Here is a 19,132-nt window from a genome sequence, read left to right as displayed (position 1 = left end):
CGCGGTCACGGTGGCGCCGAAGAATTTACGTGGGTCGAATTCGCTCGGGTTGGTGGCCATCAGGCGACGCATGGCGCCGGTGGAGGCCAGGCGCAGGTCGGTGTCGATGTTGACCTTGCGCACGCCGTACTTGATGCCTTCGACAATTTCCTCACCTTTACGACGAGCGCGGGGGGGGTGAGTCAACTCCGCGATGGATAAAATGTTTCGCATGCGCTACATTTAAAATCAAATGTTACGGTAGCGGAACATGGATCACTCTCTTTTGATTAGCCGGCTCGGCACCCAACTACGCGAGAAACGTATCAATCGCGGCCTGACGCAAGCACAGCTCGCCGACCTCGCGGGATTGACACGGTACAAAGTCATCGCAGTGGAAAAAGGCACTCTTTCTGTCGGCATGATCGCTTATGCGCGCGTCTTGGGAGCTCTGGATTGCGAGCTCGCAGTCGTCCCCGCCGTGATGCCGACACTCGAAGAGCTTGGGGATCTATTCGAATGAAAATGACCTCTCTGAAAGTCAGCACGCCTGAGGGCAATAGCGGCAGGCTTTTTAGCGATGCCGAGAACTTCACTTTCCGTTATCACGAAGATGCATCACCCAAAATTGCGATCAGTCTGTCGATGCCAGTAAGACATGACGAATATCGCAGGCGCGAACTCCACCCGGTTTTTCAGATGAACCTGCCCGAAGGCTATGTTTTAGAGCAACTGCGTAATCGATTGGCCAAGACAGTGAATGTCGACCCGATGCTGTTACTGGCGCTCTCCGGCAGCTCTTCGCCCATTGGCAGGCTTCAAGTGCGTTCTGAAACTGTTGACGCTTTGCTGGAGGAGCAACAATTCCCGGGCGAAAACCTCGAAGAGATTCTGACGTGGGACGGCACGGAAGACATCTTCGCTGACATGCTTGATCGCTATATCCTGCGTGCGGGCATTTCAGGCGTTCAACCCAAGGTGCTGGTACCGGAACGTCAGCAGATCGAATGGCCACGAGTGACATCGAAAACCTCTGAGCTGATCATCAAAAGTGGCCGCGATGAATTCCCGGGCCTGGCAATCAACGAATTCCTTTGCATGTCCATGGCGAAAGACGCGGGTATTCCCGTTCCACCGTTTTATCTTTCCGACAACGCCAAGCTGTTTGTCATGCGCCGCTTTGACCGCGACGACCAGCTCAATCCGATTGGTTTTGAAGACATGGCAGCGCTGATGGGGCTATCGGCTAACCAGAAGTACAGCAAGAGTTATGCGGCAATCGCCAAGGCCATACGTGTGTACTGCCCGCCTGAGCATCTGCGCTCCTCCCTTGACCAACTCTTCGATAGCGTCGCCCTGAGTTGCATCGTCGGGAATGGCGACGCACATTTGAAAAACTTCGGATTGCTCTATTCCGAACCGACACAGCGCGATGCGCATCTGGCGCCGGCTTACGACATCGTCAACACCACGGCCTATATTCCGGAAGATGTTTTGGCTCTGGATCTGGCAGGCAACAAGTCAATGTTCGCTTCGCGGCAAGGGCTACTGGAGTTTGCGCATACCTGTGAGATCGATCATCCCAAGGAGCGCATCCAAAGATTGCTGGCGTCGGTTGAAGCCGTACTTGGGCACTATCCTCAATATCGCGAACAGGCGCCCCATGTAGTCAGCGCCATTGAGCGAGCGGCAGCGCCTTTTTCTCTGACTTTTGGATAACTCAATACAGCGAGTAAACACCGCCCACAAAAAACCCGTCTCACGACGGGTTTCTTGATTCAGCGCTTCAACACTCAGGCTTTAGTTAACCTTGGCGTTCAACTCACCCTTCAGATAACGCTGGTACATCGCTTCCAGCGAGATCGGTTTGATCTTCGAAGCATTACCGGCAGTACCAAACGCCTCATAACGCGCGATACATACGTCGCGCATTGCAGTCACGGTGGCGCCGAAGAATTTACGTGGGTCGAATTCGCTCGGGTTGGTGGCCATCAGGCGACGCATGGCGCCGGTGGAGGCCAGGCGCAGGTCGGTGTCGATGTTGACCTTGCGCACGCCGTACTTGATGCCTTCGACGATTTCTTCAACCGGTACGCCGTAGGTTTCTTTGATGTCGCCGCCGTACTGGTTGATGATCGCCAGCCACTCTTGTGGCACCGACGAGGAACCGTGCATCACCAGGTGGGTGTTCGGGATGCGTTTGTGGATTTCCTTGATGCGGTCGATGGCCAGCACGTCACCGGTAGGTGGCTTGGTGAACTTGTACGCGCCGTGGCTGGTGCCGATGGCGATGGCCAGGGCATCCACCTGAGTGCGTTTAACGAAGTCAGCGGCTTCTTCCGGATCGGTCAGCATTTGGCTGTGATCCAGAACGCCTTCGGCGCCGATGCCGTCTTCTTCACCGGCCATGCCGGTTTCCAGCGAACCCAGGCAGCCCAGCTCGCCTTCTACCGAAACGCCGCAGGCGTGCGCCATGGCTACGGTTTGTTGGGTCACGCGGACGTTGTAGTCGTAGTCGGTCGGGGTCTTGCCGTCTTCGCCGAGGGAACCGTCCATCATTACCGAGCTGAAGCCCAGTTGAATCGAGCGCTGGCAGACGTCAGGGCTGGTGCCGTGGTCCTGGTGCATGCACACCGGGATGTGCGGGAATTCTTCGATCGCGGCCAGGATCAGGTGACGCAGGAATGGCGCGCCAGCGTATTTACGGGCGCCGGCCGAAGCCTGGACGATCACCGGGGAGTCAGTCTTGTCAGCGGCTTCCATGATGGCGCGCATCTGCTCAAGGTTGTTGACGTTGAAAGCTGGAACGCCGTAGCCGAACTCGGCTGCGTGGTCCAACATCTGGCGCATGCTGATAAGTGCCATTGTGTGTGTCTCTCCCGGTTTGGGTCGTTAATCGTGCCAGCCTGCCGGAGCGGCGGCGGCTATTCAAGTGATTGCAGATCGGGGGTCGAGGCCCGGTCTGGTGATTCGATAAAGCAAAATCCTGAGAGCTACACAGAACCCCTGTGGGAGCGAGCCTGCTCGCGAAAGCAATCTTGCAGTCGCAGATACAGTGCCTGTCAGAGCGCTTTCGCGAGCAAGCCCGCTCCCACATTTGGATCTGTGGTGTTGCAATTACTCGGCTTTGCAGCCGCGGCCAATCAAGTCATTGGTGGCGACCCAGTACACCAGGCCTTCCTCGCCCTTGAGGTGAAACGCCAGCATGCCGTCGCTGTACAGCGTGCCCGAGGCGCCCGGCTCTTCTTTCAGGCGATAGACCTGATCACCGCCGCCCAGTCGAACATCGACTTCTTTCTGGCCGGCATCGGCGTAACGCCACAGCACTTTGGCCTGGCTGTCGCAGGTCCAGGTGGTCCAGTTATCCGCAGGGGCGGACGACTGGAACAGGTTCAACTGCGCGCAACCGCCCAACAATGCCAGCGCCGCAATGGCGATCAAGCCTTTCATCCGTGTTCCTCGACTGACGGCGCATGCCGCCAGCCCTGAGTTAAAGAGTCAGACCCGTCAAGGACAACCATGTTCCTTGGCCGGGGTTTGCGTCTCGTATTTGTCCAGCCCGTCCGGCCCGGAACGCTTGTTCAGCACCGGGTTGGTTTCGGCCTGCCAGTCGGCCTGGTAGCAGCCTTTCTGTACTTCGCTGGGCGCCGGTGTCGCTTCGGCTTTGGGGTTACTCCCGCAGGCCGCCAACGTACCGGTCAGCAACAACAATGCTAACGACTTGACCATGTGACCACTCCTTTGCCTGGCCAAACGGGCGGCCTCAGGCCTTGGCCCGGCTTTCCAGGACTTCGACGGCTGGCAGAACCTTGCCTTCGACGAATTCGAGGAACGCGCCACCACCGGTAGAAATGTAGGAGATTTGCTCAGCCACGCCATATTTATCGATGGCGGCCAGGGTGTCGCCACCGCCAGCGATCGAGAATGCCGAGCTTTCAGCGATGGCCTGGGCCAGCACCTTAGTGCCGTTGCCGAACTGGTCGAACTCGAACACGCCAACCGGGCCGTTCCACAGAATGGTCTTGGACGATTTCAGCAGTTCGGCGAAGTTGGCTGCGGTCTGCGGGCCGATGTCCAGAATCATGTCATCAGCGGCGACATCAGCGATCAGCTTGACGGTGGCTTCAGCGCTTTCCGCGAACTCCTTGGCGCACACCACATCGACCGGCAACGGCACGCTGACCTTGGCGGCGATGGCGCGGGCGGTGTCCAGCAGGTCCGGCTCGTACAGCGACTTGCCGACCGGGTGACCGGCTGCGGCGAGGAAGGTGTTGGCGATGCCGCCGCCGACGATCAATTGATCGCAGATCTGGCTCAGGCTGTTCAGCACGTCGAGTTTGGTCGACACCTTGGAGCCGGCAACAATGGCAGCCATTGGCTTGGCCGGAGCACCCAGGGCTTTGCCCAATGCATCCAGCTCAGCGGCCAGCAGCGGGCCGGCAGCGGCGACCTTGGCGAACTTGGCCACGCCGTGGGTCGAGCCTTCGGCGCGGTGAGCAGTGCCAAACGCGTCCATCACGAACACGTCGCACAGGGCGGCGTATTGCTGGGCCAGTTCGTCGGCGTTCTTTTTCTCGCCCTTGTTGAAGCGCACGTTTTCGAACAGCACGATGTCGCCGGCCTTGACGTCAACGCCGCCCAGGTAATCGGCCACCAGCGGCACTTCGCGGCCCAGGGCCTTGCTCAGATAGTCGGCGACTGGCTTGAGGCTGTTCTCGGCGGAGAACTCGCCTTCGGTCGGACGGCCCAGGTGCGAGCAGACCATCACCGCCGCACCTTTTTCCAGGGCCAGCTTGATGGTCGGCAGCGAAGCCAGGATACGCGCGTCGCTGGTGACAACACCGTCCTTGACTGGGACGTTGAGGTCTTCGCGGATCAATACGCGCTTACCTTGCAGATCGAGGTCGGACATCTTCAACACGGTCATGGGTCGCACTTCCTACGGTTTTTTTGAAGTTGCTGTTTGCAGATAGTGGTCTGCAACGTCCAGCATTCGGTTGGCAAAACCCCATTCGTTGTCGAACCAGGCCAGGATGTTCACCAGTTTTGGGCCGGAAACACGGGTCTGACTGGCATCGACGATGGCCGAATGTGGGTCATGGTTGAAATCACAGCTGGCGTGAGGCAATTCGGTGTAGGCCAACAAACCTTTGAGCGGGCCGCTGGTGGCAGCCTCGCGCAGGATCCGGTTGACCTCATTGGCGTCGGTCGCCGTGGCGGTCTGCATCGTGATGTCGAGGCAGGACACGTTGACCGTCGGCACGCGTACGGCTTTGGCCTGAATTCGCCCGGCAAGTTCCGGCAACAGACGCTCGATACCGCGCGCCAGACCAGTGGACACCGGGATCACCGACTGGAACGCCGAACGGGTGCGGCGCAGGTCTTCGTGGTGATAGGCGTCGATCACCGGCTGATCGTTCATCGCCGAGTGAATCGTGGTGATCGACACGTAATCGAGGCCGATCGCCTTGTCCAGCAGACGCAACAGCGGCACGCCGCAGTTGGTGGTGCAGGAGGCGTTGGACACCAGCAACTCGTCGCCGGTCAGGCAATCCTGATTGACGCCGTAGACGATGGTGGCGTCGACGTCGGCCTCGCTGGCCATCGGCTGCGAAAACAGCACACGTGGCGCGCCGGCGTCGAGGAAACGCTGGCCGTCTTCACGGGTGTTGTAGGCACCGGAGCATTCGAGCACCAGATCGACGCCCAGCGACGCCCAATCGATGCCTTCGGGAGTGGCACTGCGCAGAACCTTCACGCAGTCGCCATTAATATGCAGACAATCGCCCTCAACCCGCACTTCGCCGGGAAAGCGGCCGTGGGTGGAGTCGAAGCGTGTCAGGTATTCGATGCTGGCCATGTCGGCCAGATCGTTGATTGCGACAATTTCAAACCCGGCTTTTTCGCCTCGCTCAAACAACGCACGCAAGACGCAACGACCAATCCGGCCGTAGCCGTTGAGTGCAACTTTGTAAGGACGCGGTTGAGGCATGGGGTTCTCGATTACCGTGTGAATCCGTTATTGCAGTGGCGTCTGAACCACCGATTTCGCGAGCAAGCCCGCTCCCACATTGGATCAGGGTTGTGAACACTGTTTGTGTCACACAACAAATCCCCCTGTGGGAGCGGGCTTGCCCGCGATGGCGTCAGCTCAGACGACACCTGATCTGGATCAGTCTTCCAGCAGCTCTTCAGCCTGACCCAGGATGTTTTCCAGGGTGAAGCCGAACTCTTCGAACAGCGCTGGCGCAGGCGCCGACTCACCGTAAGTGGTCATGCCGATCACGCGACCTTCCAGACCCACGTACTTGAACCAGAAGTCGGCGTGAGCCGCTTCGATCGCGATACGTGCGCTGACTTGCAGCGGCAGAACCGACTGCTTGTAGCCGGCGTCCTGAGCGTCGAACACGCTGGTGCAAGGCATCGAAACCACGCGCACCTTGCGGCCCTGCTCGGTCAGTTTGTCGTAGGCCTGAACAGCCAGACCCACTTCCGAACCGGTGGCGATCAGGATCAGCTCAGGCTCGCCTGCGCAGTCCTTCAGCACGTAGCCACCGCGGCTGATGTCGGCGATCTGGCCGGCATCGCGCTCTTGGTGCTGCAGGTTTTGACGCGAGAAGATCAGCGCCGATGGGCCGTCTTTACGCTCCAGAGCGTTTTTCCAGGCCACGGCCGATTCCACGGCATCGGCTGGGCGCCAGGTGTCGAGGTTCGGTGTGGTGCGCAGGCTGGTCAGTTGTTCGATCGGCTGGTGCGTCGGGCCGTCTTCGCCCAGACCGATGGAGTCGTGGGTGTAGACGTGGATCACGCGCTTCTTCATCAGCGCCGACATGCGCACGGCGTTGCGGGCGTATTCCATGAACATCAGGAAGGTCGCGCCGTAAGGCACCAGGCCACCGTGCAGAGTGACGCCGTTCATGATGGCGGTCATGCCGAATTCGCGCACGCCGTAGTACATGTAGTTGCCGCTGGCATCTTCAGCGCTGACGCCTTTGCAACCTTTCCACAAGGTCAGGTTGGAACCGGCGAGGTCAGCCGAACCGCCAAGCAGTTCCGGCAGCAACGGGCCGAAGGCGTTCAGGGTGTTCTGACTGGCTTTACGGCTGGCGATGGTTTCGCCTTTGGCCGCGACTTCAGCGATGTAGGCCGAGGCTTTTTCCGAGAAGTCGGACGGCAGTTCGCCGCTCAGACGACGGATCAGTTCGTTGGCTTCGGTCGGGAATGCGGCAGAGTACGCAGCGAAACGCTGATCCCACTCGGCTTCAACAGCGCGGCCAGCTTCTTTGGCATCCCATTCGGCATAGATGTCGGCCGGGATTTCGAACGGGCCGTGGTTCCAGTTCAGCGCCTGACGGGTCAGAGCGATTTCCGCGTCACCCAGTGGGGCGCCGTGGCAGTCTTCTTTACCCTGCTTGTTCGGCGAACCGAAACCGATGGTGGTCTTGCAGCAGATCAGGGTCGGCTGCGCGCTCTTGCGAGCGGTTTCAATGGCGGTCTTGATCTCTTCCGGATCGTGACCGTCGACGTTGCGGATCACTTGCCAGTTGTAGGCTTCGAAACGCTTCGGGGTGTCATCGGTGAACCAGCCTTCGACTTCGCCATCGATGGAGATGCCGTTGTCATCGTAGAAGGCAATCAGCTTGCCCAGGCCCAGAGTACCGGCCAGGGAAGCGACTTCGTGGGAAATGCCTTCCATCATGCAGCCATCACCCAGGAACACGTAGGTGTGGTGGTCAACGATGTTGTGGCTCGGACGGTTGAACTGCGCCGCCAGGACTTTTTCTGCCAGGGCAAAACCCACAGCGTTGGCCAGACCCTGACCCAGCGGGCCGGTGGTGGTTTCAACGCCCGGGGTGTAACCGAATTCCGGGTGACCCGGGGTACGGCTGTGCAGTTGACGGAATTGCTTGAGGTCTTCGATCGACAGGTCGTAACCGGTCAGGTGCAGCAGCGAGTAGATCAACATCGAGCCGTGGCCGTTGGACAGCACGAAGCGGTCACGGTCGGCGAACGATGGGTTGCTCGGGTTGTGCTTGAGGTAGTCGCGCCAAAGCACTTCGGCGATATCTGCCATACCCATAGGGGCACCGGGATGGCCGCTGTTGGCTTTTTGCACGGCATCCATGCTGAGGGCACGAATGGCGTTGGCACGCTCACGACGGCTAGGCATCGCTGATCTCCTGGGTGTGAATAAACTGGAACGGAAAAAAGGAGGGCATTTTCCCTCACCGGAGCGCCTCGGGGCAATGACAGATAGTCATGCAGAGGCCTTTTTCCAATGGATAACGCGGGTTTCGGTGGGTGAAACCTTTCCGCAGTTCGTTTGTAGAGTTAACCAGCTCGTGATGAAGTGCCATCTATCGAGCAATATCAAAACTTTTTGATATTGGCCTTGCGGGGATTTCCCCCCGTCTCTAGACTGCTGCCCCATGAACTTACGCGTGCCTTCCATTCGCCATGACGATTGCGACGAGCTGGCGGCCCTGTGCAAGGCCGGCGGTGATTCGCTGCGGCTGAATGTATTGCGCGCGCTGGCCAACGATTCGTTTGGTGTTTTGGAACTGGCGCTGATTTTCGGCATGGGTCAGTCGGGTATGAGTCATCACCTCAAGGTCTTGGCACAAGCCGATCTGGTGGCGACCCGTCGCGAAGGCAACGCGATTTTTTATCGCCGCGCCCTGCCCCACACCGAATTGCTGGGTGGCAAGCTGCACGCGGCGTTGTTAGAAGAAGTCGACAACCTGGCGCTGCCCGACGACGTTCAAGCGCGAATTGCGCAGGTTCACGGGCAACGTGCTGCGGCCAGCCAGGATTTTTTCGCCCGGGTGGCGGAGAAATTCCGCGCCCAGCAAGACTTGATTGCAGGCCTGCCGCAATACCGCGACAGCGTGCTGGCCCTGCTCGACAAACTGAACTTCGATGGCGCTGCCACGGCCATTGAAGTCGGTCCCGGCGATGGTGCTTTTCTGCCGGAACTGGCCCGCCGCTTCGGCACCGTAACCGCGCTGGACAACAGCCCGGCGATGCTCGAACTGGCCCGTCAGGTATGCGTTCGTGAAAGACTGGCTAACGTCAGCCTGCAATTGGCCGATGCATTGAACGGCAGCAGCCTTCAGGCCGATTGCGTGGTACTGAATATGGTCTTGCACCATTTCGCCGCGCCGGCCGAAGCGCTCAAGCACATGGCCGGTCTGCTGCAACCAGGCGGTAGCCTGCTCGTGACAGAGTTATGTAGCCACAACCAGAGTTGGGCCAGGGAGGCCTGCGGTGATCTGTGGTTGGGGTTTGAACAGGACGATTTGGCCCGTTGGGCCACCGCTGCGGGACTCGTTCCCGGGGAAAGCCTCTATGTAGGCTTACGTAATGGTTTCCAGATCCAGGTTCGCCACTTTCAGCGACCGGCTGGCGACACTCACCATCGGTAAATTCAGGAAAACATCGAGATGAGCGAATACTCCCTCTTCACCTCCGAGTCCGTGTCCGAAGGGCACCCGGACAAAATCGCCGACCAGATTTCCGATGCGGTGCTGGACGCCATTATTGCTGAAGACAAGTTCGCCCGTGTGGCGTGCGAGACTCTGGTAAAGACCGGCGTTGCAATCATCGCCGGTGAAGTGACCACGTCGGCCTGGGTCGATCTGGAAGAAATCGTGCGTAACGTCATTCTGGACATCGGCTACAACAGCTCCGATGTCGGCTTCGACGGCGCCACTTGCGGTGTAATGAACATCATCGGCAAGCAGTCCCCGGACATCAACCAGGGTGTTGACCGTGCCAAGCCTGAAGATCAGGGCGCCGGCGACCAGGGCCTGATGTTCGGCTACGCCAGCAACGAAACTGACGTTTTGATGCCTGCACCGATCACTTTCTCGCACCAGTTGGTGCAGCGCCAGGCCGAAGCCCGCAAGTCGGGTCTGCTGCCTTGGCTGCGTCCGGACGCCAAGTCGCAAGTGACTTGCCGTTACGAAGGCGGCAAGGTTGTCGGTATCGACGCCGTGGTTCTGTCGACCCAGCACAACCCTGAAGTGTCGTACAAAGACCTGCGCGAAGGCGTGATGGAGCTGATCGTCAAGCACGTGCTGCCTGCCGAACTGCTGAGCAAAGACACCCAGTTCCACATCAACCCGACCGGCCAGTTCATCATTGGCGGCCCGGTAGGTGACTGCGGTCTGACCGGTCGCAAGATCATCGTCGACAGCTACGGCGGCATGGCCCGTCACGGCGGCGGCGCGTTCTCCGGCAAGGATCCATCGAAGGTTGACCGTTCGGCTGCCTACGCCGGCCGTTATGTGGCCAAGAACATCGTTGCTGCCGGCCTGGCCGAGCGTTGCGAGATTCAGGTTTCCTACGCAATCGGTGTGGCCCAGCCTACTTCGATCTCGCTGAACACCTTCGGCACCGGCAAGATCAGCGATGACAAGATCATCAAACTGGTACGTGAAGTGTTCGACCTGCGTCCATACGCTATCACCACCATGCTCGACCTGCTGCACCCGATGTACCAGGAAACTGCTGCTTACGGTCACTTCGGCCGTGCCCCGCAGACCAAGACTGTTGGCGAAGACACCTTCACCACCTTCACTTGGGAAAAAACCGACCGCGCCGACGCTCTGCGTTCCGCTGCTGGCCTGTAATTCCCTGGCGGCATAAAAAGCCCCGCACGGTTTGCGCCGTGCGGGGCTTTTTCATGCTTGAAACTCGATTTTGAATTCACACCCGAATCCTGTGGGAGCGAGCCTGCTCGCGAAGGGGCCAGCCGGACCGACATCACTTCCCGACCAGACACACCCCGCAAAACACCCTACTTACCAAGCTCCATTTCGTCTTCTAACCTTCAAGCATTCCCCCCGAGCAAGGACGCTCACGATGCTTGCCACGCTTCGCCTGCGGTTTGTTTTCCTCGTGGCCTGTACGGCCCTCAATGCCCACGCCGATTGCCCGAAATGGCCAGCCACTCAAGCAAAAACCGAAATCACCGCGCTGCAAAAACAGATCGACCAATGGGACGACGCCTACCACCGCGAAGGCCGCTCGCTGATTGCCGACGAACTCTATGACCAATCGCGCCTGCAGCTAAGCGAATGGCGAGCATGTTTTAAATTGCCAGCGACGATTGAGGCCGTGCGCACAGCCTCCGGGCCAGTCGCACATCCAGTCGCCCACACCGGCCTGGATAAACTTCACAAAGCCGAGGCCGTGCAAGCCTGGCTACGTGATCGCAAAGAGGTCTGGGTGCAACCCAAGGTCGATGGCGTTGCGGTGACGCTCATTTATCGCGATGGACTTTTGCAGCAAGCAATCAGTCGCGGCGACGGCGTCAACGGGCAGGACTGGACGGCATCTGCGCGCAAGATCGGCGCCATCCCGCAACGACTCAAGCAACCGCTGGATCTGCTGGTGCAAGGTGAACTCTATTGGCGCCTGACCGAACATATTCAGGCTCAAGCCGGCAGCGTCAACGCCCGCGCCACCGTGGCCGGTCTGATGGGACGCAAAAGCTTGAGCGCAGAACAAGCCGACGGGATCGGGCTGTTCGTCTGGGACTGGCCGCAAGGACCTGCGGACTTGTCTGAAAGGTTATCGACATTGGCGGCGCTGGGTTTTACCGCAACGGAGCGCTATAGCCATCGCGTTTCGCAATTCGCTGACGCACAGAAGTGGCGCGAACACTGGTACCGCTCGCCCCTGCCATTCGCCACGGACGGCGTGGTTCTGCGCCAGAGCCAGCGCCCACCCGCCGAGCGCTGGCAGGCTCATGCGCCTTACTGGGCTGTGGCCTGGAAGTACCCGTTTGCTCAGGCCTTGGCCGAAGTGCGCAAGGTGAATTTCAAGATTGGGCGCACCGGGCGCATCACCCCAGTGCTGGAACTGAACCCGGTCATGCTCGATGACCGCGAGATCAAACGGGTCAGCGCCAGCTCATTCAAGCGCTGGCAAGCACTGGATATCCGTCCCGGCGATCAGGTGGCGATCAGTCTGGCGGGCCTGACCATCCCCCGGCTCGACAGCGTGGTGTTGCGCAGCATCGACCGAGCGCACATGGACATCCCGAGCGCCGACGACTTCCACGCCCTGAGTTGCTGGCAACCGACACCAGGCTGCGAAAGCCAGTTTCTCGCGCGCCTGACCTGGCTCAGTGGCAAACAGGGACTGGCCATGCAACATGTCGGTCGCGGCACTTGGGAGAAACTTCTCGAAACAGGCCGCCTGAGCAACCTGCTGGATTGGTTGGCCCTCGACGCGCCAGAGCTTGCTAACATTGCCGGCTTCGGCGAACGCAGCAGCGCGCGCCTGATGCACAGTATTCACAACGCCCGCCAACGGCCATTCGCACAATGGCTCAAGGCCTTGGGCTTGCCGCCGACCGGTCAGGCGCAACTCCCTGACTCATGGCAGGCGCTGGTACAACGCGACACCGAACAATGGCAGGCAGAAGCGGGCATCGGCCCCGGTCGCGCGGCGCAATTGAGCGCGTTCTTTCGCGACCCGCAGGTGCTAGCCTTGAGTGAAATTTTACACGCCGCCGGAATCGACGGTTTCTGAACATGCAATCCCGGTGCGCCGGGAACCCAACGGCCGGCGGGTGCTCCAACAGCGCAGTGCCTCACCGACCCGATTGTCTTTGCACATGGAGCTTTTATGAAATTTCTTGCACCGCTCGCCCTGCTCACCCTTTGCGCCGCCATGGCCGCGCCAGTGATGGCCGACGAAGACGCTCCGGGCCTGACCGGTTGCGCCGCCAAGAAGCAGGGCATCATCAATCAGATCGAACAGGCAAAGTCCCGTGGCAATACCGATCAGCAGGCGGGCCTGGAAACCGCTTTGCGTGAAGTGACCGAGCATTGCACTGACGCAGGCTTGAAGAAAGAACGCGAAAACAAGGTGCTTGAAGCCAAGCACGAAGTCAGCAAGCGACAGGCTGACCTCGACAAGGCGATGAAGAAAGGCGACCCGGAGAAGATCAACAAGCGCAAAGACAAGCTCGCCGAGTCGCGTAAAGAGTTGCAGGACGCGCTGGACCAGCTCGACAAGTAATCCTTCAGTGTCGCGGTGAATTTCAAACCGCTTTCGCGAGCAGGCTCGCTCCCACAGGGACCTCCAGTGACCCTCAATGCCGGGCACACCGAAGAACCTTGTGGCAGCGAGCTTGTTCCGGGCGGCGATCCGACGAAGGCGTCAGCTCAAACAACAGAGATCAATGATCGCGAAACTCTTTATGGCAAGCGCTGCAGGCATCTTCAACTTTCTGCACCGCCGGCCCCAGATTGCTGGCCTTGTACGGCTGAACCTTGCTGGCAATCACCAATTCACCGGTGGAGGCTTCAAGGTTGCGGGCCATCTCTTGAAAGCGGGCCTGCTTTTGCCAGACATCGTCCTTGGCGCTGGTGTGATCTTCTTCGCGAACCTGCGGGAAATGCTTCCACGGCTCATGGGACAACGCATCGAGTTTCACCGCACCCTCGGCGAATTTCGGCCCGTCGAAGGGAATGCGTCCACGCAACATGCCGCCCAGGTCTTCGCCGGTCTTGAGCATCTGTTTGAAGATCGCCTTGCGCTGACCCAGCGGGGAGTTCGGATCGACACCGCCACAGGCGGACAAGGTCAGGCAGGCCAGCAATACAGCAGCAATTCTTTTAAGAGTCATGGTGGCTTCAGGTCACGGAATTCGGCGGCCAGTATCCCCGCGTCACCGACAAACACCAATAGCCCTATTAAAATTACGGGTTGCTTGAGCGCATGGAGCACTCGCGCAACCGGCACAGGAATCTCTCCATGAACAGCCGTTTCAAGGCCTGGCGTCACCCGCTGATTGCAACCCTGCCAATGCTGGCGATCCTCGCCGGCTGCACTGGCGGCGACAGTGCCAAACCGAAAACCCATGCGTTGGCGACGTACTCCAGCGCAACCTGGGAAGCACTGCCGGCAGTGTCCGATAGCGATCTGGTCGCCGGTTTCGGCTCGTGGCGCAGCGCCTGCACCCGGCTCAAGGCAGACGCGGTCTGGGGCCCCACCTGCGCGGCGGCGGCCAATGTGCCGCAGAGCGCCAACGAAATCCGTGCCTTCCTTAAACAGAACCTTGATGTCTATGGCCTGCGCGCTGAAAACGACAACCCCAACGGCTTGATTACCGGCTACTACGAACCGGTCTACCCCGGCAGCCTGACACCGACCGAGACCGCCAATGTGCCGGTGTACGGCGTGCCTGAAGACATGATCATCGTCTCGCTCGACAGCATTTACCCCGAGCTGAAAGGCAAACGTCTGCGCGGGCGTCTCGAAGGTCGGGTGCTCAAACCCTACGACGACGCAGCGACCATTGAATCCAAAGGCGTGAACGCGCCAGTCGTGGCCTACCTCACCGATCCGATGAACCTGCAATTTTTGCAGATCCAGGGTTCCGGCCGAATCCAGACACAGGACGGTAAACAGTTGCGCATTGCCTATGCCGACCAGAACGGCCACCCGTACCGGCCAATCGGGCGCTGGCTGGTCGAGCAAGGCGAGCTGAAGAAAGAAGACGTGACCATGGGTGCGATCAGCAACTGGGCCAAAGCCAACCCTTCACGTATTCCGGAACTGCTGGGCAGCAACCCGAGTTACGTGTTCTTCACCCGCAATCCGGACAGCAATGAAGGCCCGCGCGGCTCGCTGAACGTGCCACTCACGGCGGGTTACAGCGCAGCGGTGGATCGCAAGGTGATTCCACTGGGCAGCCTGTTGTGGCTGTCGACTACACGCCCGGATGGCACAGCATTGGTTCGCCCGGTAGCAGCGCAGGACACCGGCGGCGCGATTGCCGGCGAAGTGCGCGCGGACCTGTTCTGGGGCACCGGCGATGCGGCCGGGCAACTCGCCGGAGATATGAAACAGCAAGGGCAGATCTGGATGCTCTGGCCTAAAGGCGCGGCGCTGCCGCAAGTGCCTCAAGTCGCCGATACGGCCAAGGAAAAACCTTAAGCTATTTCGTTGCCTGATCAATCGTCTTCGCGAGCAAGCCCGCTCCCACAAGGTTCGTTGGTGTACACAGAATTCGTGTTCACCGCTGATACCTGTGGGAGCGGGCTTGCCCGCGAAGAGACCGGTGGCAGCAACCGAGAATCAGACCGACACAAAGAAGAACGCAGCGATCAACCCCATGCCGACAAACCACACCAGCGAACGCAAAACCGCCCAGTCCGCCAGGTAGCAAATGATGTACAGCAGGCGACTGGTGATAAACAGCACCGCCAGCACATTCACCGTCACCAGCTCTGCGGTTCCCACCAGGTGCGCGACGATCACCGCGGCGGCAAATGCCGGCATCACCTCAAAACTGTTCAATTGCGCCGCATGCGCCCGCCGGGCCACGCCATCAACGCTATCGAGAAAGTCCCGGGGATCATGATTGTCCCTCAGCCTGAAACCGCCCGAGATCTTGGCGACAATCGTGCACACATACGGCAAAAAGATCGCGATCAACACACACCACAGAGCCACCGTCATAACGCCGTCCTTCTTTCGAGTTATAGAATTGGCCAGGCCGTCAGAACTTCATCACCAGCATGCCGATCAGCACTAACCCACAGGCTAAGAGCCGTGGCCGGCCAAAAGGTTCTTTGAGGTAGCGCATGCCAAACAGCACCACCAGAATCACGCTGATCTCGCGCAACGCCGCCGCTTCGGCGATCGAGCCCAACTGCATCGCCCACAGCACCAGAGCGTAGCTGAACAGCACGCAGAACCCGACCGCCAGGCCCAACTTCCACTGCTCATGCCAAAACTGCATGAACGCCGGGCGTTTGGCGACCCAGGCCAGCAACGGGAACGGCCAGGCACTGAGCAGCGTGACCCAGACCAGGTAATCCAGCGGATGCGACCAGCGTCGCAACGCCTGACCATCGATGTAGGTGTAACAGCCGATACACAGGCCGATCAGCGCCACCACCGGCAGCATCGACCACGGCAAATGTTTCCCGCCGCCGCCCTGCCACAGCAGGCAGGCCATGCCGAATGGAATCAGCATGATTCCGAAGATCTGCTGGGAGGTGAGCACTTCGCCGGCGAAGACCAGGGTCAATGCCAATACCACCAGCGGCGACAGGCCGCGCATCAGCGGATAGACCAACCCCAGATCACCGACCCGGTAGGCCTGAATCAGCAGGTAGCGATAGAGCAGTTCGAATGCCGCCGAGGCGAGAATCCACGGCCAGATGTCCATGGGCGGCAGGCTCACGAACGGCAACGCGATGGCGACGAACAGCAGCGCCACCGTGTCCATGCAGGCCACCACCAGCAACCGTTCGGCACTGAATTTGATCAAGGTATTCCACGCCGCATGCAGCAGCGCCGCCACCAACACCAGAGCTGTCGCCAGCACATCCCTCTCCTTATTGTTATCACCCGACCCTGTAGGGGCTGTCGAAGGCAGCGAGCTTTTGATCTTGTTTTTATAAACCAAAGTCAAAAGATCGTCCGATCGCGGCACGAGTCTTAGGCAACTCTTACAGTGACAGGTTGAACAGTCGGATTCCAGCCGCTCGGTGATGCCGGTGGCGATCACACGGGTGTTATGGGGGGCCTTCGCGCTGTGTCCGATCTTGCAACGCAGCCATCGCTTCGCCGTCGACGCCGCGCACTGAGTTGACGCTACCTCGAAATGACAACGGGCCCATAAGGGCCCGTTGTCATTCAAACAGTCAGCTCAGACAAACACGCCACCTTGCAAAGGTGCATCGGTCAGGGTCGCACCTTGCGCGGTCAACGAACTGAACAAGGAATGGCCTTGCAGCAATTTGCCGTACCAGGCGTTCAACTGCTCGACGTCTGCCTGCCCGTCAAGCGCTTCGACACACAGCACCAGATCACCAGCGACGTCAGCCGTCATTCGCACCGGAGCCAGCAGCGAAAACGGGCTGTTGACCTGCAACAATTGCAGGACCACGCCCTGCAGCAGGGTCCTCGGTAGCGGGCCCAGACGCAAGGCAAGCAACCAGCCGCCGGGGGTGCGCTCGAGCAACAACTCAGGCCCGTCGCCAACGCGCAAACGGCAGGTCTGCTGCGCCTCTGACGGCAACGCCAAATCCCATTGATCCAGCCATGCTTCAACTGTCATGAGGGTTTACTCCTTGATCCGCCAGGCCCGGGCCATGTTAACGGTGGTAGAACTGAATGCCTTGCTCCAGGGTTTGTTACGCGCGCCGTAATTGTCGGCAAGGTCATCCAGCGCTCGATTGATCTCGGCCGGAGTGGTTGCACGCATCAGGCTTTGCTCGACGCGATGCAACAACGCCACGTTGGATTTCGGCTGTCCGACACGGAACAGGGAAGGCAAGATCACTTCCTTGCGAATGTTCTCAGCAATCACCGCTACATCGCGCTTGCGCATTTCGTCCACCGCCGCCTTCAGTACCGGCGACTCCACAGGCGTGTTGCGCAGAGCGCCGAGCAAGCGTTGATGGTCGGTGTTATCGGCGTTGTTCAACGTTTTGCTCAACCATTCCTTGCGCTCCGGCGTAGTCGCCAAGGCATCCAGCCGCGAGAAGGCCGAACGCAGGTTATCGGTCAGCTTCATGTTTTCAGCCGAGAGGATCGCCACCGTCAGCCCGGATAACGCCTCGCCAACCTCCCGACGGAACTGCACAACGTCTGCGGTACGCACCGGATCCTGGGCCGCAACACTGGCAAGCATTTCGTCATCAAGGGCCAGCAACGCCCCTTCCATCGTCGCAAACGTGTGGGCTTCGCGGGCTTGCAAACGGTTGTCGAGGTGGTCACCGACTTCGTTCTGCAATAACGCCTGCAACGAATTCTTGACGCTGGCGGGCATGGTGAAGTTCAGGGTTCCGCCCAGCATCCCGCTGTAGTCGCCGGACTCGGTCTTGAGCGGCACTACAACCGTCTGGTCTTCGAACGCGGCAAGCCCGCGATCCTGCAATGCCGCTTGCGCTCCCAACGGAGCACCGACAATCCACTCTTTCACATTGATAGCGCCCCGGCCCGGCCCCTTCTGGGCGACTTCATCCTCAGGGAACTTGAGGATGAGGTTATCGGCCTGACGCAACGGGCTGTTCGAGAACTGCTGATTGATCATCTCGGGAACCGGCACATTGGACATGACGCCGCCATCCTGAAACAGCGTGACTTCGCCCTGTTCCTGGAACGGGTGCGCGGCTTCCGCGACTTTCTGGAACACCAGCGGGAACGCCCCGGAAATGTGTGCAGCACGGGCAATGTCCATGTCGGGGGTCAGGTCGGCGTTGAACACCACCAACTGCGGACGCCCTTCGTACATGGCCGTGCCGGTCATGCTCAGTTCCTTGATCTGTGGGATATACCGACTGAGCACAGCCAGGTCGCGGAAGGTCACCACGCCGCCGGCCCCCAGTTTTTGTGCAATAGCTCTCACGGCGGGTTGTTCAGCGATGTCCATATGAGCCGCGATCTGGTTCATTACCGCCTTACTCGTCTCCTCGCGCAGCACTTTCTCCAGCGGTGCCGCTTCGGAATCCGAACGTGGCAAGATGTTGTACAGCAGACGAACAATGCTGCCGACTACACCCATCCTGCCAAGGGTGATCGCATTAGCGCAGCCGGAAATCACATGCTGGACTTTTCTCAACCAGCTTTTACTGCTGTCGAGCAGGGTGATAAGGTCCATGTTGTCCGACAGAGTCTTGAACGAAGTGGCGCTCATGCCCGACGCCAGCAGCGCGGCGGTGATAGCCCCGGCCGACGAACCGGAAATACTCTTGATGCCCTCTAGCGCACCCTTGTTTTCCAACGCCGAAATCGCCCCCGGATACGCCGCGCCTTTGGCGCCACCACCGCTGAGGACCAGGGTGGTCAATGGCGGCCGCGCCAGTTGCACTTCGGTGACGCCGTTCTCGAAACTGCGCAGCGTAACCTTGCGCTGTCCCGCCGCATCGGCGATCAGCTGCGACGCACCTTCAGGCTGTGGGGTTACCAGGCTGGCTCGGCTGATGTCCGGCACTTTCGTGCTGAGCGCAATGCCAATCGTGGTCTTGAGCGCAGCCATCAGACCCTGACCCACAACCTGGGTGGACAAGGTGGCCTTGGCCGGTTGCGAATCCTTCGGCGGGGAGACTTCCTGCTGCCTGCCAGCACCCGTGAGGGCGTTGACTGAGGACGAAATTAGCATAGTAGCTCCCAACTA

Annotated in this window: 19 protein-coding genes; 7 read left to right on the top strand and 12 right to left on the bottom strand. The window is 59.7% G+C overall.

Annotated elements, in window-relative coordinates; translation table 11 throughout:
• Window positions 1-213: class II fructose-bisphosphate aldolase (locus CKW18_RS01270; RefSeq protein WP_170947194.1), on the bottom strand; the 213-nt coding region annotated here is incomplete at its 3' end.
• A 37-nt stretch (window positions 214-250) separates the two neighbouring features.
• On the opposite strand from CKW18_RS01270, the gene CKW18_RS01265 reads away from it, so the two are divergent.
• Both CKW18_RS01265 and CKW18_RS01260 read left to right on the top strand, forming a co-directional pair.
• Entirely contained in the window at window positions 251-502 is a 252-nt protein-coding gene (locus CKW18_RS01265; RefSeq protein ID WP_095187079.1) for a helix-turn-helix domain-containing protein, read from the top strand.
• Window positions 499-1,698, top strand: a complete 1,200-nt coding sequence (locus tag CKW18_RS01260) for a type II toxin-antitoxin system HipA family toxin (protein WP_095187078.1) — start codon at window positions 499-501, stop codon at window positions 1,696-1,698. Before CKW18_RS01265 ends, CKW18_RS01260 begins: the two co-directional genes overlap by 4 nt.
• Window positions 1,699-1,779: 81 nt before the next feature.
• Here the strand turns inward: CKW18_RS01260 and fba are convergent, their stop codons facing one another.
• The 6 genes from fba to tkt form a co-directional block, all read right to left on the bottom strand.
• The gene (gene fba / locus CKW18_RS01255) at window positions 1,780-2,844 is read right to left on the bottom strand and encodes a class II fructose-bisphosphate aldolase (protein ID WP_007913760.1); all 1,065 of its coding nucleotides are present in this window, start codon (window positions 2,842-2,844) and stop codon (window positions 1,780-1,782) included.
• A 252-nt stretch (window positions 2,845-3,096) separates the two neighbouring features.
• Entirely contained in the window at window positions 3,097-3,429 is a 333-nt protein-coding gene (locus CKW18_RS01250; protein ID WP_095187077.1) for an MliC family protein, read from the bottom strand.
• A gap of 57 nt (window positions 3,430-3,486) precedes the next feature.
• The gene (locus tag CKW18_RS01245; RefSeq protein WP_095187076.1) at window positions 3,487-3,708 is read right to left on the bottom strand and encodes a hypothetical protein; all 222 of its coding nucleotides are present in this window, start codon (window positions 3,706-3,708) and stop codon (window positions 3,487-3,489) included.
• Window positions 3,709-3,742: 34 nt separating this feature from the next.
• Entirely contained in the window at window positions 3,743-4,906 is a 1,164-nt protein-coding gene (locus CKW18_RS01240) for a phosphoglycerate kinase (protein ID WP_095187075.1), read from the bottom strand.
• 12 nt (window positions 4,907-4,918) lie between these two features.
• The gene (epd, locus tag CKW18_RS01235; protein WP_095187074.1) at window positions 4,919-5,971 is read right to left on the bottom strand and encodes an erythrose-4-phosphate dehydrogenase; all 1,053 of its coding nucleotides are present in this window, start codon (window positions 5,969-5,971) and stop codon (window positions 4,919-4,921) included.
• A gap of 180 nt (window positions 5,972-6,151) precedes the next feature.
• Window positions 6,152-8,149, bottom strand: a complete 1,998-nt coding sequence (gene tkt, locus CKW18_RS01230; RefSeq protein WP_095187073.1) for a transketolase — start codon at window positions 8,147-8,149, stop codon at window positions 6,152-6,154.
• A 259-nt stretch (window positions 8,150-8,408) separates the two neighbouring features.
• Between tkt and CKW18_RS01225 the strand changes: the two genes are divergently transcribed.
• The 4 genes from CKW18_RS01225 (at window position 8,409) to CKW18_RS01210 (ending at window position 13,014) form a co-directional block, all read left to right on the top strand.
• Window positions 8,409-9,404, top strand: coding sequence for a metalloregulator ArsR/SmtB family transcription factor (locus CKW18_RS01225; protein WP_095187072.1), 996 nt, complete (start codon window positions 8,409-8,411; stop codon window positions 9,402-9,404).
• A gap of 18 nt (window positions 9,405-9,422) precedes the next feature.
• Window positions 9,423-10,613, top strand: a complete 1,191-nt coding sequence (gene metK, locus CKW18_RS01220; protein ID WP_095187071.1) for a methionine adenosyltransferase — start codon at window positions 9,423-9,425, stop codon at window positions 10,611-10,613.
• 232 nt (window positions 10,614-10,845) lie between these two features.
• A complete protein-coding gene (gene ligB, locus CKW18_RS01215) occupies window positions 10,846-12,522 on the top strand; it encodes an NAD-dependent DNA ligase LigB (protein WP_095187070.1) in 1,677 nt (558 codons plus the stop codon).
• 96 nt (window positions 12,523-12,618) lie between these two features.
• Window positions 12,619-13,014 (top strand): DUF1090 domain-containing protein, encoded by a 396-nt coding sequence (locus CKW18_RS01210; protein WP_095187069.1) that lies wholly within the window; start codon window positions 12,619-12,621, stop codon window positions 13,012-13,014.
• A 160-nt stretch (window positions 13,015-13,174) separates the two neighbouring features.
• On the opposite strand, the gene CKW18_RS01205 is transcribed toward CKW18_RS01210, so the two are convergent.
• Window positions 13,175-13,624: a cytochrome c gene (locus CKW18_RS01205; protein ID WP_095187068.1), complete on the bottom strand. Its 450-nt coding sequence runs from the start codon at window positions 13,622-13,624 to the stop codon at window positions 13,175-13,177.
• A 128-nt stretch (window positions 13,625-13,752) separates the two neighbouring features.
• On the opposite strand from CKW18_RS01205, the gene CKW18_RS01200 reads away from it, so the two are divergent.
• Window positions 13,753-14,937 carry a murein transglycosylase A gene (locus CKW18_RS01200; RefSeq protein WP_095187067.1) on the top strand — a complete coding sequence of 395 codons (1,185 nt, stop codon included), beginning with the start codon at window positions 13,753-13,755 and terminating at the stop codon, window positions 14,935-14,937.
• Window positions 14,938-15,078: 141 nt separating this feature from the next.
• On the opposite strand, the gene CKW18_RS01195 is transcribed toward CKW18_RS01200, so the two are convergent.
• The 4 genes from CKW18_RS01195 to CKW18_RS01180 all read right to left on the bottom strand — a co-directional run bounded on the left by CKW18_RS01195 (window position 15,079) and on the right by CKW18_RS01180 (window position 19,117).
• Window positions 15,079-15,462: an MAPEG family protein gene (locus CKW18_RS01195; protein WP_095187066.1), complete on the bottom strand. Its 384-nt coding sequence runs from the start codon at window positions 15,460-15,462 to the stop codon at window positions 15,079-15,081.
• A 40-nt stretch (window positions 15,463-15,502) separates the two neighbouring features.
• Window positions 15,503-16,336 carry an EamA family transporter gene (locus CKW18_RS01190; RefSeq protein WP_095187065.1) on the bottom strand — a complete coding sequence of 278 codons (834 nt, stop codon included), beginning with the start codon at window positions 16,334-16,336 and terminating at the stop codon, window positions 15,503-15,505.
• A 324-nt stretch (window positions 16,337-16,660) separates the two neighbouring features.
• The gene (locus CKW18_RS01185) at window positions 16,661-17,071 is read right to left on the bottom strand and encodes a CesT family type III secretion system chaperone (RefSeq protein ID WP_095187064.1); all 411 of its coding nucleotides are present in this window, start codon (window positions 17,069-17,071) and stop codon (window positions 16,661-16,663) included.
• 6 nt (window positions 17,072-17,077) lie between these two features.
• A complete protein-coding gene (locus CKW18_RS01180; RefSeq protein ID WP_095187063.1) occupies window positions 17,078-19,117 on the bottom strand; it encodes a patatin-like phospholipase family protein in 2,040 nt (679 codons plus the stop codon).
• Window positions 19,118-19,132: the final 15 nt, after the last annotated feature.

This window comes from Pseudomonas sp. Irchel 3E19 (genome assembly GCF_900187585.1).
Classification (GTDB): Bacteria; Pseudomonadota; Gammaproteobacteria; order Pseudomonadales; family Pseudomonadaceae; genus Aquipseudomonas; species Aquipseudomonas baetica.
Note: the sequence above shows the minus strand (reverse complement) of the source record. Positions and strands in the feature narration are given on the sequence as shown.

Coding starts and splice junctions, on each gene's coding strand:
- CKW18_RS01180 (WP_095187063.1), bottom strand. CDS start 19,117: ATGCTAATTTCGTCCTCAGTCAACGCCCTCACGGGTGCTGGCAGGCAG.
- CKW18_RS01210 (WP_095187069.1), top strand. CDS start 12,619: ATGAAATTTCTTGCACCGCTCGCCCTGCTCACCCTTTGCGCCGCCATG.
- CKW18_RS01185 (WP_095187064.1), bottom strand. CDS start 17,071: ATGACAGTTGAAGCATGGCTGGATCAATGGGATTTGGCGTTGCCGTCA.
- CKW18_RS01200 (WP_095187067.1), top strand. CDS start 13,753: ATGAACAGCCGTTTCAAGGCCTGGCGTCACCCGCTGATTGCAACCCTG.
- tkt (WP_095187073.1), bottom strand. CDS start 8,149: ATGCCTAGCCGTCGTGAGCGTGCCAACGCCATTCGTGCCCTCAGCATG.
- ligB (WP_095187070.1), top strand. CDS start 10,846: ATGCTTGCCACGCTTCGCCTGCGGTTTGTTTTCCTCGTGGCCTGTACG.
- metK (WP_095187071.1), top strand. CDS start 9,423: ATGAGCGAATACTCCCTCTTCACCTCCGAGTCCGTGTCCGAAGGGCAC.
- CKW18_RS01225 (WP_095187072.1), top strand. CDS start 8,409: ATGAACTTACGCGTGCCTTCCATTCGCCATGACGATTGCGACGAGCTG.
- CKW18_RS01250 (WP_095187077.1), bottom strand. CDS start 3,429: ATGAAAGGCTTGATCGCCATTGCGGCGCTGGCATTGTTGGGCGGTTGC.
- epd (WP_095187074.1), bottom strand. CDS start 5,971: ATGCCTCAACCGCGTCCTTACAAAGTTGCACTCAACGGCTACGGCCGG.
- CKW18_RS01205 (WP_095187068.1), bottom strand. CDS start 13,624: ATGACTCTTAAAAGAATTGCTGCTGTATTGCTGGCCTGCCTGACCTTG.
- fba (WP_007913760.1), bottom strand. CDS start 2,844: ATGGCACTTATCAGCATGCGCCAGATGTTGGACCACGCAGCCGAGTTC.
- CKW18_RS01265 (WP_095187079.1), top strand. CDS start 251: ATGGATCACTCTCTTTTGATTAGCCGGCTCGGCACCCAACTACGCGAG.
- CKW18_RS01195 (WP_095187066.1), bottom strand. CDS start 15,462: ATGACGGTGGCTCTGTGGTGTGTGTTGATCGCGATCTTTTTGCCGTAT.
- CKW18_RS01240 (WP_095187075.1), bottom strand. CDS start 4,906: ATGACCGTGTTGAAGATGTCCGACCTCGATCTGCAAGGTAAGCGCGTA.
- CKW18_RS01260 (WP_095187078.1), top strand. CDS start 499: ATGAAAATGACCTCTCTGAAAGTCAGCACGCCTGAGGGCAATAGCGGC.
- CKW18_RS01245 (WP_095187076.1), bottom strand. CDS start 3,708: ATGGTCAAGTCGTTAGCATTGTTGTTGCTGACCGGTACGTTGGCGGCC.